Origin of the sequence: Bartonella sp. MU37NMGALS (assembly GCF_042194015.1) — a bacterium.
GTDB lineage: Bacteria > Pseudomonadota > Alphaproteobacteria > Rhizobiales > Rhizobiaceae > Bartonella > Bartonella grahamii.
The window spans coordinates 1-538 of record NZ_JBHIML010000165.1; the positions used below are offsets into that span (position 1 = coordinate 1).

General features: G+C 39.2%; 1 protein-coding gene. It reads right to left on the bottom strand.

Features of this window, described 5'->3' with window-relative positions; genetic code table 11:
* On the bottom strand, positions 1–506 hold a 506-nt coding region (locus ACFIJP_RS09730; RefSeq protein WP_375627230.1), incomplete at its 3' end, for a PhzF family phenazine biosynthesis protein.
* Positions 507–538: the final 32 nt, after the last annotated feature.

Below are 538 nucleotides of genomic sequence, written 5' to 3' on the forward strand. Positions count from 1 at the left end.
TTTACTTGGCCAGATAGCTCAACATGACTTATTTTTTCGCCTTCTTCCTTAATCTCGCCATACATCACACAACGACGGTTTAGCAAAATTCCTTGTTCAATTATTAAACGTTCATTAGTTTTTAGTTGTCCACATTTTAGTAAATGTAAAGCTATTGGACCAACAACAGATCCAGTTCCTGCATCTTCTTTTACTCCATAAGCTGGTGAAAACATGCGATTTTCTACTCGAGTTCCATCCCATGTAAAACAATTCACGGCTAGATTCTCTAATTCGGCCAACATCTCATGGTTAGGACGTAGAGTATGCAATGTCGTAACACAATCTACGGAAACAAGCACATGTCTAGCGCCTGCATCATACATTACCACCGGTAATACACTGTGCTTTAGTCCGAGAGCTTTCAGAAGGTATTTTTCTGCGCTAAAAGGTATTTTTTTGGCAATCGGAACGTCAATTTTAACCGTACTTAAGGTGGTACTTTGATGTTCCACAGACACTTTCACTGCTCCGATATCGGTATGGAAAATAAATGCTT